This is a genomic window from Herbaspirillum sp. Sphag64, assembly GCF_014192645.1.
GTDB lineage: Bacteria > Pseudomonadota > Gammaproteobacteria > Burkholderiales > Burkholderiaceae_D > Herbaspirillum.
This window is the reverse complement of sequence record NZ_JACHYE010000002.1, coordinates 455,433-480,428: the sequence shown is the minus strand read 5'-3', so window position 1 is coordinate 480,428 and position 24,996 is coordinate 455,433. Positions and strand designations below refer to the sequence as shown.

Genomic DNA, 24,996 nt, shown 5'->3' with positions numbered 1-24,996 from the left:
ATGTTTGCAAAGAATCATACCGTCGCCAATGTCGACCCGGAATTGTGGTCGGTCATCCAGAAAGAAAACGTTCGTCAGCAAGAACACATCGAGCTGATTGCGTCCGAAAACTATACTTCCCCAGCTGTCATGGAAGCGCAAGGTACCCAGTTGACCAACAAGTATGCTGAAGGTTATCCGGGCAAGCGCTACTACGGTGGCTGTGAATTCGTTGACGTTGCCGAGCAACTGGCAATTGATCGTCTGAAACAGTTGTTTGGCGCCGAAGCCGCCAATGTGCAGCCAAACTCCGGCTCGCAAGCCAATCAGGGCGTATTCTTCGCCATGCTCAAGCCAGGTGACACCATCATGGGTATGTCGCTAGCAGAAGGTGGTCACCTGACGCACGGCATGGCATTGAACATGTCGGGCAAATGGTTCAATGTGGTTTCTTACGGTTTGAACGACAAGGAAGAAATCGACTACGAAGCGATGGAGCGTCTGGCCCGCGAGAAGAAGCCGAAGCTCATCATCGCTGGTGCATCAGCGTACTCGCTGCGTATCGATTTTGAACGTTTTGCCAAGATCGCCAAGGAAGTCGGCGCTTATTTCATGGTCGATATGGCTCACTATGCAGGTCTGATTGCTGCAGGTGTCTATCCTAATCCAGTGCCACATGCTGATTTCGTTACCTCGACTACCCACAAATCTTTGCGCGGTCCTCGTGGTGGTGTGATTCTGATGAAGGCCGAGCATGAAAAAGCCATCAACTCAGCGATCTTCCCAGGTATTCAGGGCGGCCCGTTGATGCACGTGATTGCGGGTAAGGCAGTGGCGTTCAAGGAAGCCCTGTCGCCAGAATTCAAGGAATATCAGGCACAGGTGGTCAAGAATGCTGATGCATTGGCCAAGACCTTGATCTCCCGCGGATTGCGGATTGTCTCTGGTCGTACCGAGTCGCATGTGATGCTGGTCGATCTGCGCGCCAAGAAAATTACCGGTAAAGAAGCGGAGGCTATTCTGGGTGCGGCGCATATGACCTGCAACAAGAACGCCATTCCGAACGATCCTGAGAAGCCATTTGTCACCTCCGGTATACGTCTGGGCAGCCCGGCAATGACCACACGTGGTTTCAAGGAAGCTGAAGCGATCAAGGTCGGTAATCTGATTGCAGACGTACTGGATAATCCGCATGATGCTGCCAACATTGAGCGCGTGAAGGCAGAGGTCAAGAAGCTGACTGATGCATTCCCGGTCTATGCCGCTTGATGTTCTTTTGATTGTCTGATTGTTTGATTGATGCCATCAACTGCCATGTCTGGTTGATGGCATCGTGTTTGTGAGCCTCTGTTGAGGAGGTTCGCAGCAAGCTGAAGCGGGATACGATGTACCCCGTTTTTCCTGATACGGTAGTCCGTTTGTACTGGCCTCTATGAAATGCCCATTTTGCAATCATGACGACACTCCCGTGCTGGATACGCGGCTCTCGGAAGAGGGCGACGCGATCCGACGTCGACGCCGTTGTGCCAATTGTGACAAACGTTTCACTACCTATGAGCGTATCGAATTGACGATGCCTGTTATCGTCAAGAAAAATGGCAGTCGTACTGAATTTGATCCTGTAAAGCTGCGAAGCAGTTTGATGCTGGCCTTGCGCAAGCGTCCTGTGTCTGCCGAAGCGGTTGATTCGGCAATTCAAAGTATTCAGGAAAAGCTTCTCTCAAGCGGTGCCCGTGAAGTCATTTCCGGGCAGGTTGGTGAATTGGTGATGCGCGAATTGAAACGGCTCGACAAGATTGCCTACATTCGCTTTGCGTCAGTCTATAAAAGCTTTGAAGACGTTACCGAATTTCAGGATGCAATCGCTGAAGTTGGACCGGAGCGCAAAGGTGTCTCCCGAAAACGCACTGAGTAACTGCTTTTTGGGTTTCAAAAGAAGACGTTGAGAAAAAGAAAAAGCGACTGTATTCATACAGTCGCTTTTGAATTGAGTCCCGCCAGTGCCGCTATGCCGGCATCCCGAACCAAACGGTTCAAGGTGGTTGCAGTTAGTTTAATTTCGGGTTCATCGGACTAGCGACGCTCACGCCCACCAAACAAAATCCCACAACCTATGCGCATAAATGGTTCAAGGAATATATGACATTCGCGAACACGGCAGGAGAGCTAAGTCTACTCCAATCGCGATTTCTGTCAAAGCCTTTACATAAAAAAATCACCTTATTTTTTTGTGCCCAGACCTGATTCCTAAACACATTGATGACATGCGTTGAATCGATACCAGTTCCTGGTTATCACGACGCATCCTACATCGTGTGCGGCTCACTGAATAACGATTGCCTATCTGAACATCATCACGCAATCGACAGCGCTATCAGAATAGTTTTTCCTGGGGAGCAAGAGCCTCATCAAGCACGTCGTGCATGGCAGCAATGCTTTGCTTCCATTCTGCAATGGTCATTCCTGCGAAAGGGCCTTCGCCTGGTTGGGTCGATAACAGCTCCGCTGCGATACCAAGCGCTGCCATGACTGCGATTCTATCGTTGCCCTTGATTTTGCCGGTGTCACGGATGGCGCACATTTTTTCATCAAGATAAGCCACGGCCTGCAGCAACGTAGCCTGTTCGCCGTCCTTGCACACCAGCGTATAGGAGTGGCCCATGATGTTGACGTTAAGCTGAGTCACGCTGTTTCCTCTTCATCAATGGATGAGGTATCTGGCGAGCCAGATTGTGTCACCGGCAGTTTTTCCAGCAGGGCGCTCACACGCAGATGCGCCTGTTCCACGCGTTGCAGCAGCTCTGTATTCTGATTGGTCAGCGTAGAGACGTTAAGACGTAAGTCTGCATTCTCGCGACGCAATGACTGAGTCAAGGCGGCAAGCTGCGCGACTTTCTCTGAGAGTTGGTGGAATTCGGGGCTCATGGGAAAAACGATACAGGTCTGAAATATGTGCGCCATTATATTCCGTTGCTGCCATTCGGCGCGACAAATCGCTTTGTAGCAACAGGATGTTACAGCATGGTGCCGATCTTCCTTTGTCTCGTTTTAAAGTTATGCTGAATTAATAATGGAAAGCGAGATCAGAGGAGATTTTTCGGATTCGCCCAACAATATGTGTTACTTGTAGACCATCTGCGGAGCTTGTTTGGCTTTTTATTCGTTCGGTCCGGATCCAGCGATGCCTGATGAAATATGCAACCGATGATTTATGTTTTTTCTCCCAATGACAAGCGCCAAAGTTCATGTCACTCCAATAAGTGCATCGTTTTGATCATTTCGGTGTAAAGCCTATGACAATGACGCGATATTTGTCGATGAACTAAGACGATGGTAGTTGTGTCGTTATCTGTCGGCTGTGCTTGTCTGAAAACACAGTCTCAAGTTAAAGCCCGTACATTTTGTTAAGTTGCATAACGGTTATATCTGTGACGAGGGAACTAGTCTTCCTCCATGACGTGTCGTTATTCAATTTAGAAATTGTGCTGATATTTTCCATATTGAAATAAATGACAGTAGTTTGCTCCTGAGTCGATGAGATCGGCATGTGCCTTTGCCTTTGCAATGCCAGAGCCCTTCCAACTGAAATGTGAATACACGTTGCCATTCCAGAATTTTCATCATGATGTGGCCTCAATAGGCGCTCAAGCGCGGCCGTTGAAGATAGCGCTCATCGTGTTTCGATGTAGAGCGGAAAGGTAAGATATGCAAGCTTATAAAATCAGAGTAATTATTGCTGACGATCATCCTGTGATCGTCGAGGGACTTAAACAGACCTTGTCTGTTGCAACCATAGAAGTCGTCAGCACAGCACGTAATTCGACAGAAGTTGTTCAGCTTTTGGATAAGAAGGAGATTGACGTCCTGGTGACTGACTACGCAATGCCGGGTGGAGATTTTGGAGATGGACTACCGTTTCTGGAATTTATTTTTCGTCGTTATCCGGATCTCAGAATTGTCGTCATGACGATGATGGACAATCCCGGTGTCTTGCGGACTCTCATTACCTTGGGCGTGCGTTGTATCGTTAATAAATCAGATGACGTTAGTCATTTGATTCCAGCCATCCATGTGGCCAGCGCTGGTGGCCAGTATTTTTCCCCGGCGATGAAAGCCATTGTCGACACGCTTGATCGTTTTTCTGTCGTTGACAGTAAACCAGTCAGTCTTTCAAAGCGCGAAGTAGAAGTCATTCGGCTCTATGTCTCAGGGATGAAGATCAATGACATCGCAGTAAGACTTAGTCGGAGCAAGCAGACTGTGAGTTCACAGAAGAACAGCGCGATGAGAAAAATTGGTGTTGCCAGTGATGCCGATCTGTTCAAGTACGCATTAGAGGTTGGTCTGGTCCCACTGTCTTCGGAACAGCCTATCCAGCCTGTTTAGTTAGTGATTATTCGTTGCCATTCATCTGGATTGGCCTGGTGTGATGTGCGCGCTGTGCTAGCCAATATTTATCGTCGATGAATTCACTCAAAAACATACTGGGTATATGTTGTCAAAAGATGAACTTGTAATCATCCGCAGTATTTTTTTATAGTCTCTTTACAGAGCATTGTGCTTATCAGGTATCTTCAAGTAACTTGTTATATCAAACCATGGCGCTCTATATGGTAGGCGTAGTCGACCATGCGGTTCGTTCAATGGGGGAGGATGAATGGGATACACTTTTCACGACTTCGTTCTTCGAGTGACGCCGCCTCGTGCTCACAAACTAGATCTGACACGTGAATATTTGCTCGCGCTATCGCCTGATATTGCAGGTAGGTCATTGATCGTGTTGCGTGCTCCCTCCGGCTACGGAAAGACTTCCTTGCTGCTGCAGTGGCGTAAGCAATGGATAAACGATGGTAGCGTCGTTGCCTGGCTGGTGCTTGATCAACGGGAGAGCGACAAACGTTTTCTGCAGGGATTGATGATTGCGTTTGAAATAGCCTGCGGCAAGACTCGTCCTCAGCCAGTCGACATGTCCGAGCTTCCAGCCAACCAGTCAGGGCTTGATCTTCTTCAGGAATTACTCACAAAGATAGAGGCAAGCGGCAAAGACACCGTATTCATTCTTGATGACTTGCATCATTTTGTTGGCGCAGTTGATGTCGATATCATTCATCATCTGATTCAACATGCTCCCACCAATCTTCGTATTGTTCTATCTTCCCGCGAAGTACTCGATTTGAGCGAAATTGAAAAACATATCAGTCTCGATAACTGCTGTGTCCTGGGGCAGTCGAGTCTCAAATTCAGGCGTGAAGAGACGTATAGTGTTCTAGCAAATTGGTCAAATGCTGCCATCGAACGAAGTGATGCAGACACCTTGCACGAGCTGATCTGTGGCTGGCCTCTTGGATTGCAATTCGTTATGTCCGTGATTGGAAAGCCCCTCAATCTCAAAGACGCGGTAAAAAAAATCGCTGAGCGAGGTATTGATCTGGAGCGCTATTTTGCGCATCTCCAGGTCGAGGGATTAAGCCCCGACGCGATGAGGTTTTTGGTTGAAATATCAGTTCTGAAAAAAATTTCACCAGCGCTCTGCAACGACATAACCGGCGTTGATGATGCGCGCCATCTGCTGGCGTCATTGTGTAGGAGCACACCAATTTTTATTGAGACCAGTGCGCCTTGGTTGAAAATACATCCCTTATTTAAAAATTTCTTGCGGGAGCAATGGATGTTGCTGCCAATAGAAAGGCGAAATGCCATCCATTTGAGAGCCATGCATTGGTTTGCGCGTGAATCGCTGGACGAAGAAGCAGCCTATCACGCGTTGCAGGCTGGAGAAAGCAGGCTGGCATACGACATGATGGATCGTTTTCTCTATCGTATCGTGGAGCAAGGCAAATTTAACGAGGCAGAAGACTGGCTGGCGTTATTGCCTCGCGAGGAAATCGAACGACGTCCCAACCTCAGGTTGGCTTTGACCTGGATACTGGCTATGAGTAAGCGTCATGGCGAGGTAGAGCAGCATGTCAAACCTTTGCTTGAGGCATTTCAGCTAACGCGCAGTGAAGAGCGTGAATACGCGCTTATCCGCGCCTTTGCTGCCTTTCATCGTGACCGTATTCATGAATTTCAGTCACATATTGCCCCCTGGTTGAATGTGCCAATGGAAAAAAGTGGGCGCATGAACAAGCTCATTTTTGCATTGCACGCACTGGATATTCTGTGTCGCGATGAACCGCAGGCTGCGCGCTACTTCCTATCCACATCGGTGCCGTTGTCGCAACCGTTCGATACGGTGAGCGGATTTTCCACATGGGTTATCGGGATTACTTATTTATGGGAAGGGCAGGTCCGTATCGCTGAGAAATTTCTGCATGAAAATCTACTTCTGGCCGAGCGTGATATTGGGCGGAGGAGTGGTATCACTCTGTCGCTTGCTGTGACATTGTCTTTTGTTCTACTGGAACTTGGGCAGCCTGAAGAGGCGCGTAAAGCGCTTTCGGTTCGGATGGAGCTGGTTGAACAATATTGTTCGCCCATCGTGATCGCGCTGGCGAGTATGGTCGATGCCAGATTGCTGTTGATTGAGAATAAGGCCGCACTGGCACACGACCGGTTGAGAGAACTGTGTGTCATCGGAGAAGTTCGGGATAGTCCGACCTTGCAGATTTTTGGATTGGCTGAGCGGATCCGGTTGCATGCCTGGAGGTTTGAAGCGTTTACCTGCGTCGCACTGAAAGAGGAGCTTGATTCGATTGGCACCAATATCGTGATGAGCAGATCTGGAATCTTTTCCTCGGTATTCTCGCTCACTATTCTTGTTGCGCATGTCTACGTCGCTATGGCACGGCGCGAGTGGCACGAAATGCTCGATTTACTTTCACAAGCCGACGCCTTGCTTAATCATCTACACCGCGGCAGGGAACGCTTGCATGTTGTGCTGCTGCACGCATTGGCAACGATACAGCTTGGTGGTAACAGTGATGCAGTGTTGGATGAAGCATTCAGTCTGGCGGAGATGTATGGCTTACGTCAGATGACGAAGGACTTTCTTCCCTTTCTTGGCGCATGGGGAAATCGGTATCAGGCAGCACGGCATCTCGGCGAGCGTATTGTCTCAGTCAAACAAGCTGAGCTTCCGGTCAAGGTGGCACCGGCTGACGCTCAGCTTGCCAACAATTCGGGGGTGCATATGCAGAATCTGCTGACTCCCAAAGAGCACCAGATACTGTTCTTGCTGACCCGCCACATGACCAACAAGGAAATTGGCAACGCCATGAATATCTGCGAAGAAACAGTGAAATGGCACCTTAAGAACATGTATGGAAAACTTCAGGCCGGAACCCGCAAGCATGTAGTCGCACGTGCCAAACGAATTGGCATCATTGAGTGATTGTATCACTGCGCTCTTCTTATCGTCTCTTTAGACTCTGCATATCATCTTTTCTCCCGGTTCACAGCAATGGCTGATATGGCGTCAATGCGAGGTCATGGTGTCCGTCGTATTGGCGTTCTTTGTCAAGACAGAATGATGTGCCGACGTGGAGTGAACCACACCAGTGATCATCAAACCTATCGCCGCCAGTTCAAGCGCCGAAGGCCAGCGCTGCTCCCAGAGGAATCCATAGGCCAAGCCAAATATAGACTCAGATACGATCAATTGCCCGGTCAGCGTCAAAGGCAATACTTTACTGGCATAGTTCCACAGACCGTTGCCCATTACCGAGCAAAAAATGGCGACGCCACTGACCACCAAGGTAAAAAGAAATAGGTCCGATTGGCTATGTGTTGTAGGTGTCAACAGCACGCTGGGTATGGCTAGGATTAGCGCGAGCGCACCCGTCACAACGCCCGTGAGCAGATTCCATTGGTGTGCTGAGATTGAGCGCAGTCTGCCTAGCCATCTGCTGTTGCAGACGGCATACATGCTCCAGGAGAAAAGTGCCGCCAGGGCGTATAACATCCCGGATAAACCATGATGCTCTTGTGCCGTCAATGCCTGCCAGCTAATACAGATCAGGCCAGCGATACTGAGCAGCAGCGAGGGAATGAGTTTGCGTAGCCGTAGTGAATTGTTATCGAGTCTGCCGGCCAGGGTGATGACTACTGGCAAAAAGCCAATCACCAGAGAAGTCATGGCGACGCCGCCAGTCTGGACCGCGGTAGCAAGAAAGAGATAATAAAAGATATTGCCCGTCAGGCTGAGAAAGATGAGTCCGCGCCATTCTTTCCATGACAATTGCTGCCAAAGGCGTCGCCACGAAGAGGCGATCAGCAGGGCTGAGACGACGCCGTAAGCCACGTAGCGACCAAGGGATAGCTCCAGCGGTGTGAAGTTGGTAGCGATCTCCGGTGCCAGAAATATGAGACCCCAAAGCGCGCCAGCAGTAATGCCCGAGCCAATGCCAATCCCGATTTTTTTGATGACCATGTGTATTTCCCCGAAAAGGGAAATTGTCCTGGCTTTAACGCGCCAAATCTTGACTCTGGCTACTGCGATTTTGACGTGTTCTCTTGGCGCTGTACTTGCCGACGATAGGCCGCTGGTGTGCGGTCAATGTTGTCACGCATCGCTCTGGTTAATGCACTCTGGTCAGAAAATCCTGATGCCAGTGCAATGTCAGCGACATTGGAATTACTATGCGCCAGCAATTCACAGGCATGGCTGATGCGTTGTTGCAGCAACCAGGCATGCGGACTCGTTTGCAATTCATCACGGAATACCGCGTGCAGGCGACTTATGCTCAGGCCCGCATAGTGTGCCATAGACTGTGTCGTCCAAGGCAATCCGGGATTTTCCTGTAGACGGGCTACAAGCGCGTTCAAACGTGAGCCGGTCTGTGTTTTACCCAACGCCAAAGTATCCAGCAACAGTGGCGTCCAGCCCGCAACCAGAGTTGGCGTCAGCGATGCATGCTGCGCCATGATACCCATATATTCGATCAGCTTTCTGGCGCCTGGATTGATCGAGATAAACGACCGATCCAACAGGCGAGACCACGCCGCTTGTACCAGAAGTGTTGAATCCATATCAACAATAATTGATTGGTTCGCCACGCGACCGCATTGCGAATGCCAGGTTTGAGGAGCGACGACTCCTCCTAGTAGCGCATCGACCAGGCCATGTCTGCCACCGATCTCAAGTTCAATCTGCCCGGTGACAGGCAAGACCAGCTGCGCAAAGTCATGCCGATCCGACTTACGGGATGCGTCGTAACTCCGAAGATGAAGATGGATGGTTGATGGAGGAGGGCAGAGCACAGCACTTGAATCCGTGTTGAAAATGCAAATATTCTAGCAGGTAGCGTCTGCTCTTTCGCACCAGAGGAAGATGGTGCGAAAGTGTTTCTCACAGCCAACTGATGCAGGGTTAGTGTGTTGGCTCTGTGTCTCTCACCAGACGCATTCCCACCAGGGTATAGCGGGTAGTGGTGGTATTCCAGTTGCGGAAGGCACAACGTGCATAGAGTGACCAGGTGTGCCACGAACCTCCTCGCCGCACTTTGACATCACCCTCTGCTGGGCCATGTGGGTCCGCCAGTGGAGAATGTGCATAAGTGTCCTCGCCATACCAGTCGGAAGTCCATTCCCAGGCGTTGCCGACCATGTCATACAGCCCGAATCCATTCGGCTGAAAACTCCCGACAGGAGAAGTAAAGGCAAAGCCATCATGGCTCTTGAGTGCGTGACTGGCGAAGCGCGGCCAATAAGGTGCGGCATCTGCATCGAAGGTATTGGCAATACGGCTCAAGCCCTCCGGATCATCGCCATTGGGGTAGCGCGTCGAGGTCCCTGCGCGGCATGAATATTCCCACTCCGCCTCTGTCGGCAGCCGGTAATGCACATGTTCCTTCTTGCTCAGCCATGCTGCCAAGGCTTGTGCATCATTCCAGGTGACGTTCACCACCGGATGATTGTCGGCCTGCGGAAAGCCAGGATTTTTCCAGCTGTAGCGTGGGTTGCGGCCTTCGAAGGCATCTTTGCGTTCGGTCTTTTCTGGATCATAGTCGGGGTTGTAACCATAACCACCGGTCTGATCCCGAATGGATTCAGGGACATAGCCCGACTCAGCCACAAATTTGGCAAACTGCCCGACCGTGACCAGATACTTTCCCACATAAAATGGATGAGTGATCAGTACCTTATGCCGAGGCCGTTCATCATCAAGGTCCTGCAAACGGCGCTCTTCATAGTCCGGATAAGCTGTTCTCAGCGACGCCAGCGATTCATCGGTTCCCATCAAAAATTCCCCCGCAGGGATCAATACCATTTGCATCCCGATTGAATTTTCGATGCTTGCAGGTAGTGGAGTGGTTTCTTCGGCATGCACCGACGTGCATGCCATGCTAAGCAGCACGCTCAGCAACCCAGCGTATTGTTGTTTCAAGTTCTCTCCCTTGGTGTCACTGTTGACTATTGTTGTTCTGATCCAACCCAACGCCAGCAATGCGCTCAAATCATTGCTGCCTATCCCAACATTGCTGAAATAGGCGACTGATTCTATCGCAAATGCCAATGCGGATAGCGAACGAGGGCGTATGCAGGATGGTACGGAATGCCGGAGGAAGTAGCTGTATGCGCATACGGACAATCAGATCTCGACTATCGGAATCTGTTCAATTTTTGAAGGGGTTTCACTTTGGGTATAGCGAGCGATGAACGCCTTGTCATCACTGACCGGTAACTTGAGCCACACCACATGGCCAGAGCCAGGCGCCAGGCGAATCGCTTCGCCATCGAGATTCCACATCTCCTGCAAAACGACATCCCGATTGCCGGTTGACTCAATGATTTCCAGTCGGTCTCCTATTGCAAAGCGATTTTTTACATCGATTTTGACGCGTCCCTGCGCTGCATCGATTTCCAGCACTTCACCCACATACATGCTGCGACCCGATAGCGAAAATCCGCGCAGATAGTGTTGATAGTCTTTGTTGTGGTGACGTTGATAAAAGCCATCGGTGTAACCCCGATTGGCAAGTCCTTCAAGATGGCCCAGCAAGACTGGATTGAAAGGGCGGCCGTGCGCTGCATCGTCAATCGCTGCGCGGTAGGACTGGCAGGTGCGGGCAACGTAGTAAGGTGATTTGGTCCGTCCTTCAATCTTGAAAGAATCGATACCCATCGCCGTCAGTTTTTCCACATGCTCAATGGCGCGTAAATCTTTTGAATTCATGATGTAGGTACCATGCATGTCTTCTTCGATCGGCATCAGGTCATTCGGGCGCTGACCTTCTTCCAGCAGATAGATATCACCACTCGCATCTTCCTGTGCAGGATGCACCTTGTAGTCCCAACGGCATGAATTGGTACAGGTACCTTGATTGGAATCTCGATGCGACATATAGCCCGACAGCAGGCACCGTCCTGAGTAGGCAATACACAACGCGCCGTGAATGAAGACTTCCAGCTCCATCTCCGGACAATCCTGGCGAATGGCAGCAATTTCATCGAGCGACAACTCACGCGACAGGATCACCCGGCTGACCCCAGCGGCACGCCAGAATCTGGCAGCGGCACCATTGACCGTATTGGCTTGCACTGAGAGGTGAATTGGCATGTCTGGCCAGCTCTCGCGTGCCATCATGATCAGCCCCGGGTCGGACATGATCAGTGCATCCGGGTTGAGATCAATCACAGGTGACATATCGCGCACGAAGGTACGGGTCTTTGCGCCATGCGGAAAGATATTGGAGACCAGATAAAACTTCTTGCCCAGCGCGTGCGCGGTATCGATCCCTTGTTTGAGTACTTCGAGTTTGCCAAAATCATTGTTACGTACGCGCAGGGAATAGCGCGGTTGACCGGCATAAATGGCATCAGCGCCAAAATGGAAAGCAGTTTGCAGCATGGCAAGACTGCCAGCGGGCGCGAGAAGTTCTGGGATTTTCATCGATCTGTAAAAGGATAGTGACTGGCGAAAGCAGGTTTGTCCTGGAGTGGGCAAACTGCTGGCAGACTATATTTTTACAAAAGAGGGCAGAGGGAGCATTGACCTGGGTCAAGGATCGTCAATAACATCTTTTAAGCCAGTTAAGAGGCCTAGCGGCTTATTCCTTGACTTCGTCATGCAAGGATTGAGTGCAACGGACTCACACTGAATGGTTGTTCAAGCATGCTGGACAAGTTGAGGTTTGGGGCGATATATGGTGCTTCGGTTGCGTCCCGCCTTTTTTGAATCGTACATTGCCTCATCCGCTTGGCGTATTGCTTCATCAATACTGGTATTGGATACGCTGATGCCAACGCTAGCACCAATCCCTTCGCCGATCTTGGCGATCTTCTCAACGATTCTCTCTGATAGTTTGGTGGCAATTTTTTGCAAATTATCACCAGGGGCGGTTAGGCAGACTACAAATTCATCACCACCAATGCGTCCAGCGATATCTTGTTCACGTAACAATGAGCTGACTGCATCGGCTGCGCGGATTAAAACGATATCTCCGTGCTCATGACCAAAGCGGTCGTTAATATTCTTGAAGCCATCTAAATCAATAAATAACGTAGCGAAACCGGCGCCTGCTTCTACACTTGCCATCCTCATGTTGTCAGCTTGTTCCAGAAGCATGTCTCGCATCGGTAGTTTGGTCAGGGCATCGATTCTTGCTTCGTCGACGCGGATGGCAAGTTCGGCATTGGACACAATCAATTTCCCAGCCATCATGGCAGTGTGCATATAAGCGCGTCGGATTTCACGCAAATAAACACACATGATCAAGGTCGCCGACAGCAAGGCGTTAGCGCGACCGACGTACCAGCCCAAGGTCAGTCGACTACCGGCCATCATCGTTAGTGCATTGTCACAAAATAGTGCAAATACTGCCACGCCTAGCCACACGTGCAATACGGTACGGAGACGACTGGCTCTCCATAGAACCAGCAGCGATATCGCCAACGCAATTTGAATTGCTGGCGCTACACCGATCACATCAGCTCTGCTGTAATCGCCGTTAATATCCATCACCGGCAGCCACTTCTTAAAAATTGTGACTGATGCAATCGTGAAGGCAAATACGGCACACAGCACAAGCGCTGTCAGCATTGTCGAACGATCAGGGTTATCGCTGAGGCGATTGGGATGACGATATTCAGCCCATGCATAAAATAAAATACCAACGGCAGGACCTACATGCCAATAGGCCCATAACCAAATCGTAGTTTGCGCTCCGCCTAATAGCTGAGTATTGGCAATAAAGGCATTCGGGAAGGATAGAAACTGGGCAATCAAGACACCGGCAGTATAAAGACTGGCTGCACTCAGGTGAAGAAGTGATACTATTCGCGTCGCTTGAAATTGCATGTGGATCAGATAAGAAGTGATCAGGTAAGCGACAATCACAATGGATTGATAGGCGGGGAGAAATGCCAAAACCAAGGGTATTTTGACTTGCGCAAATGGTGACAGGATGATTGTGATCACACCCAGCACAGCAACAATACGCATGGCGGTCAAACGTTGCGTCCAACTTGCGATACGGGTCGCTGGCGATGCATCTTGGTCAGCAGTCAAGGAGGGGCTGACGCTGGAACCATCTGTTGCTCGGCGGGTATAAGTCATGGCAGCTCCTCGTCCCTAACTAGAGCTTGATCAAATCAACATTCTTGGCAGTATGCTCCGATGTGATGGAATATCCCAACGTTATTTACAACATTGTGCATGCCTTGCCGGCGGGAAATATTGTTGTTTATGTATTAAGACTTTGATTAGCATTGCGATATTGTCCGGCGCGCCGCCGTGATGCGTGCAAAACGGGATTCGCCCCGCCGACGGCACCATCCGGTGACCTTCCTCCGTAAAAGTATCCCAATGTACAGTTAGTGACTTTGCTGCAATACACTTGGGGTCCAACTCGGTCGCTGCTGGGGCAATTTGTGGGGGCATGTCAGCCAGATAGACTAGCTTTTGCGTGCTAAATACGTGCTAAGTCAGAGACAATTAAAGAGCACCCCTACAAACAAAAAAGACCACGAAAAAACATTTAGTATCAATGTCTTACGTGGTCTTTGATGGTCTTTCGTACTACCGTGTTTTGGTGGAGCCGGCGGGAATTGAACCCGCGTCCGCAAGCACTCTACAGACAGTTCTACATACTTAGCGCTGCCATTTGATTTAACCCGAACGACGCGGACGCGCACGCTGCGTTAAGGCGAGTCACCTTAAGTTTAGCCCTAAATCAAGTGACCCGATTTAAAGCGATTCTCTGTAAATGACTCTACTGCTGTTGCCAGCCCACCCCAGAGACGAGATGGTGTAGAGCTAACCGCGATTAAGCGACCAGTGCGTACGAGTTACCGTTTGCAGTTATATAATTTCTGATTGTATTTACGAGGTAGTCAGGCCTCGGTATGCCCTGCGCTGCTTTGCAACCCACGTCGAAACCAAGTCGGCCCCATGCAGGCTCGTATTATAACGCAGCCTGTACCTGACTGCACCGCTATTGCCATTGTCGCTACAAAATCAGTGCGACACCGCATGCAGTCACGGTTTCATGATGAGCTCAACCCGGCTGCCTGTGGATTTATCATTTATCCCTTCTGCATTGAGTTTGGGCGCAATCAAATAAATACGGTCAGCGGCGATGATGCTCTGGTCCTGCAGGTAATTGCGAACCAGATCGGCGCGGCGCTGGGCCAGATCACGTAAATCATCTTCGCTGATCTGCATAGTTCTCAGGATAAATTCCTGCATTTGCTCAGCTGGAAGTGTCTTTGCCAATCCAATTACATTGCGCGGCTTCTTGAATCGGCTGCTGTCATAAATCTGTCCTACATACTTGTTGCGCTCGTCTTCCGTGACTTGTTCGGCATCGGTGTCGCTTTGATTCCTTTTTTTTGCGCTGTCGAGACGTTTGAGTGAGAGGATTTTCTGGTTCAGTTGATCCAGGCGCAGGCCGTCCATATCAGTCGCTGGATCGACCCGGCCCATCACATCAATCTTCAGAGCGGGGCGCTGATGCAACGCATAACCCAGCGTGTCAAGCTTGTTGCGTATGGAGGCAGTCAATTCGGCAGAGCCTGGCGCAAATTCGATGGTGTTCAATTCATCGCTGTGGCCGTTGCCAAACAGGGAATTGATCAGCGCAAACGGAGAGGTCACGGCCTTGACGATCAAATTGCCAATGACGCGCAGAATCACGCCGCCGATGGAGAATTGCGGATCCGAGAGTGAGCCCGAAATCGGCAGATTGAGTTCAATATTGCCATTCCGGTCTTTGAGTAAGGATATCGCCAGCATCACCGGCAGCTTGGTCACATTGGGTCCGTCGACGTGATCGCCGAAACTCAGTTGCTCAATCCGGATATCATTCTGTGCGACCAGTTTGTCGTTCTCTATCTTGTATTGAACATCCATGGATAGCTTACCCTTGGTAATCGGGTAGCCAGCATATTTGGCCGAGTAGGGTGTCAGTCGCGGGAGTTGTACGCCATTTGCACTGGCTTTGATGTCGAGGAACATCGGCTTGAACAAGGGGTTGAGCGTGCCGGAAATCTGCAATGGCGCATCATTGTCGATCTTGCCGTGCAGATCGATTGCTGCCGGGGTGGATTGGTCTGACGCGATGCTGCCAATGCTGCCGCTCATGCCCGTCATGTTGGCGGAGTAATTGGGTTTGACGAAGTTATCGGTGTAGTTGATGTTGCCATCCTGGAGCACCGTTTGTCCTATCCGGATCAGTGCGGGCTTGCCGGTACTTGCTGAGGTGGTAGCGGGTGAGGCGCTATTGCTGTCATCCTTGTGAACCAGAATATTTTGCAGATTCAATTGTCCTTGATCCGACAAAATCGCACGTGCATAGAAATCCGACAAGCTCACCTTGTCGAGGATGATCTTTGGTTCTTCGCCGATCTTGGCATGGATGCCTTGCAGGTTCAGTGCACGCCATTTCAGAAAATCGGCACCGCTGAGCTTGTCGAGCAAGCGCAGATTACCCAGATTGCCGCCACCGTCATAGGATAGTGCCAGTTTTTGCTTGCCCAGCGGCGGAGTTAGCGCGAGTTTGCCTTTGGCGCTGATCGTGCCACTGGTGAGCGACACGTTCAGATAGTCGGTGAAGTAGGACTGGAAGGGGGCAATCGGCAGATTCTGTGCGTCGAGATCGAGTGCGACTGATTTCAGATGCGGTGCCGATTGACCTGTGATGATCAGTTTGCCGACCTGATTGAGCTTGGCCTGCAGGGATATCTTGCTGCTCTGATCGAGTGTCGATGAGAGATTGTTGACCTTCAGATCGACACTGCTGACTCGCAGTTTCTGTGTAGGCACGACGCTGGCATCCTGGTACGACACGGTACCATCGGTGAGTGCAAACGTGCCAAGTCTGGCTTGCCATGCTGGGGTATTCGGCATGGTTGTCTGCGCGCTTTCAACGGTTGCCGGGTGGGGCGATGCGGGTGGCGTTGCTATCAGTTCCAGTAGATTGATACTGCCATTTGTACTGCGTTGCAGATCGCCTTTGAGGCCTGCGATGTGCAGTGCGGAGGCATCGATCCTGCGGCTTTGCATGTCCAGGCTTGCATCCTCGAGCGCAATATTGCTAATGCTGATGATGGGCTTGTTACGTGGCGTCGTCGCTGTTGTGTTGACGTTGGCTTGCAGGTTGTTCAGTGTCAGCCCGAGCTTGCTCAGGCGTATGTTCTTGCCATCGCTCTGTAGCGTTGTCTGTCCGGACAGTTCTCCGCTGAGTCTTCCGTTTAGTGCGCGACTCAGGTAGTGTTGATAGCCGCTTAGCTGTATGGCGCTGAGACGGATCTGGGCATTGATATTGCCGGTCGTCGGCGTGACTTCTCCTGTCAGACCAATGGTCCCCTGACCGTTTTCGCGCATGGATACGCTGATCGTTCCTGGTGGTGCGTTTGACGGTGTTGCCAGCTTTGTGCCTACGATATTGATATTGTCCAGTTGAATTGTCTGACGGGGCGAGGCATTGGCAGCATCAGTCCAGTTGACGAGGCCGTCATGCAGGCTGAATTTGTTGACCGTCATTGCCGGAAGTAGGAGCTTGTCCTTTGCCGTCTCTGCAGATGTCTTGGACTGAGCGACGCTTCGGTCTTTGCCGATCTGCATCCAGTTCAATTCGCCGCGCTGATTGAGGTCTGCCCAAAGTTGTGGGTGGTCGATCTTGATTTCATCGATAACACCATTGAGATGTATGGGGTCAAATTGCTTGATCTGCGCCTCGATGGCATCAAGTTTGAGCAGTGGTGCGGCATTTTTGTCCTGCACTGCAAGATTGGCCAGGCGGATGTTGCCATCCATGCTGATCTGCGGTTGTGTCGCGTTGCGACTGAAGTGCAAATCCAGTCGTGTTGACAGGCTGGCACTTTGAATCGCGACCGGCAACGCGACGGGTGAAAACGGAAGATAGCTGGCGATGTCGAGTTGATCGATGTCAATCGCTAGAACGGTGTCGAGCGAATCGGCAAATGGTTTGCTGCGGCCCTTGAGCGAAAACGGTGTGCCATTAACCGTCATCGATAAATTTGGCTGTACGAAAGTGTCGATATTGCGTGGCAGGTTTGACAGCTGCGGTATGCCGATATTGAGTTTCTCGATTGCAATCGTCTTTCCGGTGACCTTGTCGTCGAATGCGATACTGCCCTTCTGCAGGTTCAGGTTGGCGAGCGAAAAGTAAGTCTTGTCCTCGCTTTTGGGTAAGGCCAGTACACGATCCAGCACGTCCGAAAAATTGTAATGACCAAACCCATCGGCATTGAGCCGCACCAGATGAAGCTTGGGCGCGACCAGTTTGACCTCATCGAAAATGGCCGAGACACGGACCAGTGAGGTGGAGGAGGCGTTGATCAGCAGTTCTTGGGCACTGAAAGCGGGAGTGACCTGATCTTCTTCGTAGAGCACGACGTTGTCGGCGGTGATCGAGAGCTGAAATGGATTGAAATGGATTTGCTCGATACTGAGACGGCGGCCAATTTTTTCCTGGGTCTGTTCAATCGCTGTCTTTTTGATCAGGGCAGGAAGGCTGAGCCAGCTTACCAGCGCGAACAGGAGCCAAAGTGAAAGAATCACGCTTCCCCAGCGTATGCTGCGCCGCAGCCAAACGGGGCGGGATGGTCGGGGAGGTTGGGACATGGGGGCTCCTCTCAACAGGTCAACGCATCAATCGGTGCCTTGGCTTATTGGTTCAGTGATGCTTGATGGCCGCAGGTTCATGCGGCCTCATTTAGATTCAGGATTTCAGCAGATTGAGTAGCTCCATGGGCTCGTGCAATACTACATCGGCCTCCCAGGAGCTCGGCTCGACATGCCCGCAGTAACCCCAGGCGGCTGCGATTGTTTTCATTCCGGCAGCACGTCCAGCTTGAATATCGCGTAAGTCATCACCAACGTACCAGCAATCCTGTGCGGCAACCTGAAGCCGGCTGGCTGCTTCAAACAGTGGTGCCGGATGAGGTTTGGGATGGGGCGTGGTATCGCCGGAGATAACGCAGCCTGCATGTCCCAGTGCGATCTGCGGTACCAGTGCATCGGTGAGGCGGGCGGCTTTGTTGGTCACGATGCCCCAGGCTAGCCCGCGTGATTGCAGTTGCTTCAGCAGTTCTGGAACGCCTTCAAAAAGTTGGCTTGCGACTGCAATATTGGCTGCATAAGTATCAAGAAACGCGACGCGCAGCGCTTCATAGTCTGCATGATCGGGTTTAATGCCGAAGGCGGCACCAATCAGCCCCCGCGCACCTGCTGATGCGACTGGTCTTAATTGGGTATAAGGAGTCGGGGCCAGTCCGCGCTCAGTACGTAATACATTGACGGCAGCAGCCAGGTCTGGGGCCGTGTCGGCAAGCGTGCCATCAAGATCAAAAAGAATAGCGCGAGGTTGTGACTCAAACATGGCGAACCTGGGTAGAGAAAATGGCAATTAACCTGTGCGTTGAACCGACATGTCGCAGATAAATCAGGTAAGGACACGGCCGTAGTGAGGGCATGCCGCTGACAGAGCGACGCGACTCAAATCGGCTTGCGACAGGCGATCATGTAGTTCACGGAAGTATCCTGATTGAGCGAATAGATCTTCGTCAGGGGATTGTAGGTCATTCCCTTGATCGAATGAAATTCGAGATCAGCTTCACGCACGAAGCGTGTGAGCTCAGCAGGCGTGATGAACTTCGCGTAATCATGCGTACCGCGTGGCAGCAGACGTAATACATACTCTGCACCAATAATGGCAAACAGATACGACTTGATGTTGCGATTGAGCGTGGAAAAAAATACCTGACCTCCCGGCTTCGCCAGCGCCGTGCAAGCACGCACGATCGAGGCTGGATCTGGTACGTGCTCGAGCATTTCCATGCAGGTGACGACGTCGAATTGCGCAGGCTCGCGAGCTGCGAGGTCTTCTGCAGAAATTTTCTCGTAACGCACTTGTACGCCGGAGTCCATGCTGTGCAGGTCGGCAACCTTCAAGGCTTTATCCGAGAGGTCGATACCTGTGACTTTGGCATTTTTTCTGGCCATTGATTCGGCCAGGATGCCGCCTCCGCAGCCTACGTCGACAACCGTCTTTCCCGACAGGGCAACGATATTATTGATCCACTCCAGGCGTAGCGGATTGATCTCGTGCAAGGGGCGGAATTCGGAAGTGGGATCCCACCAGCGATGGGCGAGGTCACTAAATTTTTTGAGTTCTTGAGGATCAGCATTCATGTCCTCAATGATAGCCGAAAGTCGTTCTCTGCTCTCAGATGCTTCCTAAAAATAGCAGTCAAGCAACGGTATTACACTACGCATTCGGACGTAAAAAAACCCCGCCGAGGCGGGGTTTTCATCGATTGAAACTCGATTAGTTGGTGCGTGTACCAACAACTTCGATTTCAACGCGGCGGTTCTTGGCGCGGCCAGCTGCAGTTTTGTTGTCTGCGACTGGTTGCGATTTGCCCTTGCCTTCTGTGTAGACACGGTTAGCTTCGACACCCTTGGAAACCAAGTATGCCTTAACAGCTTCAGCGCGACGTACCGACAGTTTTTGGTTGTAAGCAACAGTGCCAACGGAGTCGGTATGACCAACAGCGATGATGACTTCCAGGTTCAGACCCTTCAGGTTTGCAACCAGTTCGTTCAGCTTGTCTTTACCAGCTGGCTTCAGAACTGCCTTGTCGAAATCAAAGAACGCATCAGCAGCGTAGGTGACTTTTTGCGATGTTGGAGCAGCAGCAGCAGGAGCTGGCTTCGGAGCTGCTGGGGCAGCAACTGGAGCTGGAGCAGCAGGTGGTGTTTCGCAAGGACCATTTGCGAAGGCAGTTTGCCAGCACAGACCAAATGGGTCACGGACGACAACGTCACGGCCGTCTTGCGCGAACAGGCTGTTAGGACGAACCTTGATGTCCTTGATTTCCTGGGCAGTCGCGGAAAATGCGATTGCTGCGGACGCAGCAGCGAAGACGAGTTTTGCTAATTTGTTCATGTTTCTCCTCTCGGGTGAGATATCCGCAGATAAACTGCGCTACAAAATTACGACATCAAAAAAACGAATAATATCATGTGTTCAGGTCGTCACATGGCCCCATATCAGCTAGGGCCATGCAATGAACTTAGTCGCCATTCTGCCACAGGCTGGTGCAATCGGCGAACGTTGCCAAATAGTCCAATCAACGTTTTTAATACTCTGTTGTTTTTTGGTAACAGTGTATTTGCCGCCAGAAACTGAAAATTTTTGTTGTTCAAATTGCCAGCTTTTGCGAGAAAAACCTGTGCTTTCAAGCTTGTTGACCTAGTAATTATACTGCTAGAGGTGGCGTGAACAAGTTGTCAATTTCTGTTCGGGAAGTTTTTTTTCGGATTTTTCTGATGTGCCCTGGTTGTTAATTTGATATTGCTGCGTGATTGGTTTCAGGCAATAAATATTTCCACAGGGATTTTCATCGTCTTCGTCATGGTTTTAGGTGGTCATGATTTTTCCGATTTTGATTGAGTACTTCCGAATCATGTTTTTCCCTGTTTCGATCCTGGATGGAAGTCTGCCAAGTCAGTGCCACTATGTGAGGTAAGCGCGCTAAAAGGCGCGGTAACAAAAGTTGGCATGCTAGAATCTATGGTTTGAAGTCGTCCCCGCATGTGCTTGGTAGAAATCCTTTGCTGGTCTCTATCGGGTGGATGTTGTGGGGTCTGATTGAATAACCAAAATCAACACCTTCCGACTTGCCAATGGATCAATTCGCTAAAGAAACCATCCCCATTTCTCTTGAAGAAGAGATGCGCAAGAGCTACCTCGATTACGCCATGAGCGTGATTGTTGGGCGTGCTCTGCCGGACGTGCGTGACGGCCTCAAGCCGGTGCATCGCCGTGTGTTGTTCGCGATGCATGAAATGAACAACGTCTGGAATCGTCCGTTCGTCAAATGTGCACGTGTGGTCGGTGAAGTCATGGGTAAATACCACCCGCATGGCGACGCCTCTATTTATGACACGCTTGTGCGTATGGCGCAGGACTTCTCCCTGCGCTACATGCTGGTTGATGGCCAGGGTAATTTTGGCTCCATCGACGGCGATGGCGCTGCGGCAATGCGGTACACCGAATGTCGTCTGGATAAGATTGCCAATGAACTGCTGGCTGATATCGAGAAGGAAACGGTCGATTTTGATCCCAACTATGACGGCAAGGAAAAAGAGCCGTCTGTACTGCCGACCCGGATTCCGAACCTGCTGATCAATGGTTCCTCCGGTATTGCGGTGGGCATGGCGACAAATATACCTCCCCACAATATTACCGAAGTCATCAATGGTGCCTTGCATGTGCTGTCCAATGCGAATTGCACGGTCGATGAGCTGATCGAGCTGATTCCCGCGCCAGACTTCCCTACTGGCGGAATTATCTATGGCGTGTCCGGTGTGCGTGATGGTTATCGTACTGGCCGTGGACGTGTCGTCATGCGCGCCAAGACCCATTTTGAAGAATATGGTCGTGAGGCGCGTACCGCAATCATCGTCGACGAGTTGCCGTATCAGGTTAACAAGAAGGCTTTGCTGGAACGCATCGCGGAGCTGGTACGCGAGAAAAAGCTCGATGGTATTTCTGATCTGCGTGATGAATCCGACAAGTCGGGTATGCGCGTCGTGATTGAGCTCAAGCGCGGCGAAGTTCCGGAGGTTGTACTCAATAATCTGTATAAGCAGACGCAGCTGCAAGACACCTTTGGCATGAATATGGTGGCGCTGGTAGACCGTCAGCCGAAGCTGCTGAATCTTAAGCAAATGCTGGAATGCTTCCTGTCACATCGACGCGAAGTTGTCACCCGTCGCACCATTTTTGAATTGCGCAAGGCGCGCGAACGTGGCCACGTGCTTGAAGGTCTGGCTGTTGCGCTGGCTAATATTGATGATTTCATCGCTATCATCCGTGCGGCGCCGACACCACCAATCGCTAAAACTGAATTGATGGCACGCGCCTGGGATTCCTCCATGGTACGTGAGATGCTCGCGCGCACAGGTGCGGAAAACACAGGCGGCATCAGCGCCTTCCGTCCAGAAAATCTGCCGACTCACTACGGTATTCAAACCGATGGTCTGTACAAGTTGTCCGACGATCAGGCGCAGGAAATCCTGCAAATGCGTCTGCAACGCCTGACCGGACTTGAGCAAGACAAGATCGTCAATGAGTACAAGGAAGTGATGGAGCAAATCGCTGACTTGCTGGATATTCTTGCCAAACCGGCGCGCGTGACAGCGATCATCACCGATGAATTGAATGCGGCCAAGAACGACTTTGGTATTGGCGCCAAGGATGAGCGTCGCTCGCAGATCGAGCTTAACGCGACCGATCTGGGCACGGAAGATCTGATTACACCACAGGATCTGGTGGTGACCTTATCGCATACCGGTTATATGAAATCGCAACCGGTGTCCGAATATCGTGCGCAAAAGCGTGGAGGTCGTGGTAAGCAAGCGATGGCAACCAAGGATGATGACTGGATCGATCAACTCTTCATCGCCAATACGCATGACTATATTTTGTGCTTCTCCAACCGTGGCCGTCTCTACTGGCTGAAAGTCTGGGAAGTGCCGCAAGGTTCGCGCAATTCGCGTGGCAAGCCTATCGTCAACATGTTCCCTTTGCAGGATGGCGAGAAAATTACGGTCATTTTGCCGCTGTCAGGTGAAAACCGTACCTTCCCAGAAGATCGCTATGTCTTCATGGGAACCAGTCTGGGTACCGTCAAGAAGACGCCGTTGTCGGACTTCAGTAATCCACGTAAGGCAGGCATCATCGCCGTGGATCTGGATGAGGGCGACTTCCTGATTGGCGCAGCACTTACAGATGGTCAGCACGATGTGATGCTATTCTCCGACGCCGGCAAGGCTGTGCGCTTTGATGAGAATGACGTGCGTCCGATGGGTCGTACGGCGCGTGGTGTGCGTGGTATGAATCTGGAAGACACTCAGCAGGTTATTGCCTTGCTGGTTGCTGAAAACGAACAGCAATCGGTGCTCACTGCGACCGAGAATGGCTTCGGAAAGCGTACGCCAATTACCGAGTACACTCGCCACGGCCGCGGCACCAAGGGCATGATTGCGATTCAGACCAGTGAGCGCAATGGCAAGGTGGTCGCTGCAACGCTGGTGGAGCCAAGCGATGAAATTATGCTCATCACCACTGGTGGCGTGTTGATCCGTACCCGTGTCGCGGAGATCCGTGAAATGGGGCGTGCTACCCAGGGTGTGACCCTGATTGCTGTTGAAGACGGCACCAAGCTGAGCGGCTTGCAGCGTGTGGTGGAGTCGGATGCCGAGGCTGATCTTGATGCTGCTGAGGGCGGCGAAGCCACGCCGGGTGATGCAGAGGGTGATCCTCTGCAATAAGTTAGTGTCACCACGAAACGACCGGATTCCGGTCGTTTCCTTTTTTGCTTGCTTTGCTTCCTTTGTTTTTTACTTCAAAACATGATCTACAATTTTTCCGCGGGTCCGGCCGTACTGCCGAAAGAGGTGCTGCAGCAGGCGGCAGATGAAATGCTGGACTGGCACGGCAGTGGCATGTCCGTGATGGAAATGAGTCATCGCGGCAAGGAATACATGTCCATCATTGAGGCTGCCTTGCGTGACATGCGCGAGCTGCTTGCCGTGCCGGCCAACTACAAGATCCTGTTTCTGCAGGGTGGTGCGATCGCCGAGAATGCCATTATTCCGATGAATCTGTCTGCCTTGCGTGGCGGAGCTCAACCAGGTGTGGCGGACTATATCAATACCGGTTCCTGGTCAGTCAAGTCGATCAAGGAAGCCCGTCGTTATTGCGAAGTCAATGTGGCCGCTTCTTCCGAGGCGGAAAAGTTTGCCAGCATCCCGGCCCGTGAAAGCTGGAAATTGTCGCACAATGCCGCCTACGTTCACCTCTGCACCAATGAAACCATTGATGGTGTGGAATATCAATTTACGCCGGATGTCGCTGCTGACACCAATAACGCACCGCTGGTGGCGGATATGTCGTCACATATTCTGTCGCGTACTCTCGATGTATCGAAATATGGCGTGATCTACGGTGGTGCCCAGAAAAACATCGGGCCTGCCGGTCTCACAATTGTGATTGTGCGAGAAGATCTGCTGGGTCATGCCTTGCCGATTTGTCCATCGGCGTTTGACTGGAAGATTGTTGCTGATAACGACTCCATGTATAACACCCCGCCGACCTACGCGATCTACATCGCTGGACTGGTTTTCCAGTGGCTTAAGCGACAGGGTGGTGTGGCTGAAATGGAGCGTCGTAACATTGCCAAGGCTGGCTTGTTGTACGACTACCTGGATAGTACGGATTTTTACAAGACACGCATCGCCAAGGACAGTCGTTCGCGTATGAACGTTCCGTTTTTCTTGCACGATGACAGCTTGAATGACATCTTCCTGGCCGGCGCTAAAGAGCGTGGCCTGTTGCAGCTGAAGGGCCACAAGTCGGTCGGCGGCATGCGAGCATCGATTTATAACGCGATGCCCCTTGAGGGTGTGCAGGCACTGGTGGAGTATCTCCGCGAGTTCGAGCGCACCCATTAAAAACCGGCTGAGCGATGTGTCCGCCAGTAAATGTTCTTTAGATCATGCCGCTGCCATTTGCATGGGGCGGTTTGATATGCGTGGCTTTT

17 protein-coding genes and 2 other RNA genes are annotated in these 24,996 nt (G+C 51.2%); 6 read left to right on the top strand and 13 right to left on the bottom strand.

All coding sequences use genetic code 11. The annotated features are described in order from the left end of the window. Together glyA and nrdR are read left to right on the top strand one after the other, a co-directional pair. Entirely contained in the window at positions 1–1,248 is a 1,248-nt protein-coding gene (gene glyA / locus FHW66_RS07090) for a serine hydroxymethyltransferase (protein WP_183379053.1), read from the top strand. Positions 1,249–1,411: 163 nt separating this feature from the next. Next, positions 1,412–1,894: a transcriptional regulator NrdR gene (nrdR, locus tag FHW66_RS07085; RefSeq protein WP_183379052.1), complete on the top strand. Its 483-nt coding sequence runs from the start codon at positions 1,412–1,414 to the stop codon at positions 1,892–1,894. 72 nt (positions 1,895–1,966) lie between these two features. Here the strand turns inward: nrdR and ssrS are convergent. From ssrS to FHW66_RS07070, 3 genes are all read right to left on the bottom strand, one after another. Further along, positions 1,967–2,146: non-coding RNA, 6S RNA (ssrS, locus tag FHW66_RS07080), on the bottom strand. Between the two features lie 207 nt (positions 2,147–2,353). Further along, complete coding sequence (locus FHW66_RS07075) at positions 2,354–2,665, bottom strand: cell division protein ZapA (protein WP_370543405.1); 312 nt, start codon at positions 2,663–2,665, stop codon at positions 2,354–2,356. Beyond that, positions 2,662–2,904 (bottom strand): DUF904 domain-containing protein, encoded by a 243-nt coding sequence (locus tag FHW66_RS07070; RefSeq protein WP_183379051.1) that lies wholly within the window; start codon positions 2,902–2,904, stop codon positions 2,662–2,664. The genes FHW66_RS07075 and FHW66_RS07070 overlap by 4 nt, the downstream gene beginning before the upstream one ends. 780 nt (positions 2,905–3,684) lie before the next feature. On the opposite strand from FHW66_RS07070, the gene FHW66_RS07065 reads away from it, so the two are divergent. After that, positions 3,685–4,365: a response regulator transcription factor gene (locus tag FHW66_RS07065; protein WP_183379050.1), complete on the top strand. Its 681-nt coding sequence runs from the start codon at positions 3,685–3,687 to the stop codon at positions 4,363–4,365. 271 nt (positions 4,366–4,636) lie between these two features. Then, positions 4,637–7,312, top strand: a complete 2,676-nt coding sequence (locus FHW66_RS07060; protein ID WP_183379049.1) for a LuxR C-terminal-related transcriptional regulator — start codon at positions 4,637–4,639, stop codon at positions 7,310–7,312. Positions 7,313–7,396: 84 nt separating this feature from the next. Here FHW66_RS07060 and FHW66_RS07055 read toward each other — a convergent pair whose 3' ends face one another. From FHW66_RS07055 to ompA, 10 genes are all read right to left on the bottom strand, one after another. Next, positions 7,397–8,350 carry a DMT family transporter gene (locus FHW66_RS07055; protein ID WP_183379048.1) on the bottom strand — a complete coding sequence of 318 codons (954 nt, stop codon included), beginning with the start codon at positions 8,348–8,350 and terminating at the stop codon, positions 7,397–7,399. Between the two features lie 59 nt (positions 8,351–8,409). Next, positions 8,410–8,949 carry a helix-turn-helix domain-containing protein gene (locus tag FHW66_RS07050; RefSeq protein WP_255458851.1) on the bottom strand — a complete coding sequence of 180 codons (540 nt, stop codon included), beginning with the start codon at positions 8,947–8,949 and terminating at the stop codon, positions 8,410–8,412. Between the two features lie 340 nt (positions 8,950–9,289). Then, positions 9,290–10,264 (bottom strand): formylglycine-generating enzyme family protein, encoded by a 975-nt coding sequence (locus FHW66_RS07045; protein ID WP_255458860.1) that lies wholly within the window; start codon positions 10,262–10,264, stop codon positions 9,290–9,292. 246 nt (positions 10,265–10,510) lie between these two features. After that, on the bottom strand, positions 10,511–11,770 hold the full coding sequence (locus tag FHW66_RS07040; protein WP_255458850.1) for a U32 family peptidase: 1,260 nt from the start codon (positions 11,768–11,770) through the stop codon (positions 10,511–10,513). A gap of 258 nt (positions 11,771–12,028) precedes the next feature. After that, entirely contained in the window at positions 12,029–13,477 is a 1,449-nt protein-coding gene (locus FHW66_RS07035; RefSeq protein ID WP_183379046.1) for a diguanylate cyclase, read from the bottom strand. Between the two features lie 473 nt (positions 13,478–13,950). Then, positions 13,951–14,311: a transfer-messenger RNA gene (gene ssrA / locus FHW66_RS07030) on the bottom strand. Positions 14,312–14,398: 87 nt separating this feature from the next. After that, positions 14,399–18,007, bottom strand: a complete 3,609-nt coding sequence (locus FHW66_RS07025; protein ID WP_183379045.1) for a DUF748 domain-containing protein — start codon at positions 18,005–18,007, stop codon at positions 14,399–14,401. Positions 18,008–18,104: 97 nt separating this feature from the next. Next, positions 18,105–18,764 carry an HAD family hydrolase gene (locus FHW66_RS07020; protein ID WP_183379044.1) on the bottom strand — a complete coding sequence of 220 codons (660 nt, stop codon included), beginning with the start codon at positions 18,762–18,764 and terminating at the stop codon, positions 18,105–18,107. A 116-nt stretch (positions 18,765–18,880) separates the two neighbouring features. Next, entirely contained in the window at positions 18,881–19,576 is a 696-nt protein-coding gene (gene ubiG / locus FHW66_RS07015; RefSeq protein ID WP_183379043.1) for a bifunctional 2-polyprenyl-6-hydroxyphenol methylase/3-demethylubiquinol 3-O-methyltransferase UbiG, read from the bottom strand. A 136-nt stretch (positions 19,577–19,712) separates the two neighbouring features. Beyond that, positions 19,713–20,333, bottom strand: a complete 621-nt coding sequence (gene ompA, locus FHW66_RS07010) for an outer membrane protein OmpA (RefSeq protein ID WP_183379042.1) — start codon at positions 20,331–20,333, stop codon at positions 19,713–19,715. Between the two features lie 740 nt (positions 20,334–21,073). Here ompA and gyrA point away from each other — a divergent pair. Continuing rightward, entirely contained in the window at positions 21,074–23,725 is a 2,652-nt protein-coding gene (gene gyrA / locus FHW66_RS07005) for a DNA gyrase subunit A (RefSeq protein WP_183379041.1), read from the top strand. Between the two features lie 81 nt (positions 23,726–23,806). Further along, positions 23,807–24,907, top strand: coding sequence for a 3-phosphoserine/phosphohydroxythreonine transaminase (gene serC, locus FHW66_RS07000; RefSeq protein ID WP_183379040.1), 1,101 nt, complete (start codon positions 23,807–23,809; stop codon positions 24,905–24,907). The last annotated feature ends 89 nt before the right edge of the window (positions 24,908–24,996 follow it).